General features: G+C 38.4%; 1 pseudogene. It reads left to right on the top strand.

Annotated features, from left to right (window positions below):
- Nucleotides 1-206, top strand: a pseudogene (locus DYY66_RS14670) (glycosyltransferase family 2 protein); the annotation flags it as partial.
- Between the last annotated feature and the right edge of the window lie 1,422 nt (nt 207-1,628).

The raw sequence follows: 1,628 nt of genomic DNA, 5'->3' as shown, positions 1-1,628 counted from the left end.
TTCCATTTTATGGATTTCCAGGTATCGCACTTGTAATAATTGGTTCTGTACTTGGTTACCAATTCCTTGATGCATATTTGAACAAGCAGACAATATTTCTGGGCTCGCTAATGGCATCAATCATTCTGTTTCTGGTGGGTACAATTCTCTGTGTTACAGCAATCATTCTGTTTTCAATGGCCACACTAATTCGTGAAAAAAACTGAAAGATCTGGTACGATCAGAAAAAAAAGGTCAAATTTGTAAGTTCTTTATGGTCATGTACCACATTTTTCATAAATTTACCTCATGATATACAAATTACCTAATTCAACACAAAAAAATGAACAATTCGTCCATTATGCTTATATATCAAATTCAGACCAAAAATTACAATAACTATGTACAACGAAACAATACGAAAAATAACTAGTCTAACACTATTAACAATACTTGTTGCTAGCAGTGCCGTAGTAGGTTTGCCAAACGCACTCCCACACNTACGATCAGAAAAAAAAGGTCAAATTTGTAAGTTCTTTATAGTCTGATACAACATTTTTCATAATTTTACCTCATGATATACAAATTACCTAATTGAACACAAAAAAATGAACAATTCGTCCATTATGCTTATATATCAATTTCAGACCAAAAATTACAATAACTATGTACAACGAAACAATACGAAAAATAACTAGTCTAACACTATTAACAATACTTGTTGCTAGCAGTGCAGCTATCGCATTGCCAACCGCAATGCCAGCAGCACAAGCAGCAACAAACGCTAACTTGTTCGTCTCTGCAGAGAACTCTCAATTCAACAACTACTTTGCCGGTCCTCAAGTAATCCAAGTAATCGTGGCTGATCCTGATATAAACAGATTAGACCAGGCTTATGGTGAACCTGTCGTAACCGTCAACGGTAAGAGATTGAGAATGGCTCAGAACACAGACGGAAACTGGTATGCGTACTTTGCCGATAGAAATCAAGCAATTGCTGCAGGTAACACTGCAGAAATTGCTGGAAAAGGCTTAAACTTTGGTGGCTTTTGTGGTCCTACAAGTTCATTCAGTCCAAAAGCTGGTGTAACTTATACTGACACAAAAGGATTCACACTCGCAAGAGGTGGATTTGGTTCAATCAACCACACATCGTCAGGCTCAGCTATAATCCCAGCACGTGCAATTACTTCANACAAAAGGATTCACACTCGCAAGAGGTGGATTTGGTTCAACCAACCACACATCTGGTACAATCACTTCAGGTGGTCTACCAGCATGTACTAACACCGTGGGTGTACAAACCTCATTCCAAATGGAACACGTTGTAAGNAATTACTTCAGGTATTTTGCCTGCTTGTGATAATACTGATCTTCACGGTGCTTTGTCTTCACANAATTACTTCAGGTATTTTGCCTGCTTGTGATAATACTGATTCTCACAGTGGTGTAGCTTCAACATCAATTTCCTATCAAATGGAACATGTTGTAAGACAAAACAAAACCCTTAACAGCAATACAGGTGGATTTAATGCACCAGCAAGTGGTCAATACTCCAATGCCTGGCCAATTATCCAGCTCTATGATTTCGGCGGTACTGCAATTCCAAGCTCAGTCCAAGTGGACTATCAAAAGAACGGTGGCGACCA

This window comes from Candidatus Nitrosotalea sp. FS (assembly GCF_011319475.1).
Lineage (GTDB): Archaea > Thermoproteota > Nitrososphaeria > Nitrososphaerales > Nitrosopumilaceae > Nitrosotalea.
Note: the sequence above shows the minus strand (reverse complement) of the source record. Positions and strands in the feature narration are given on the sequence as shown.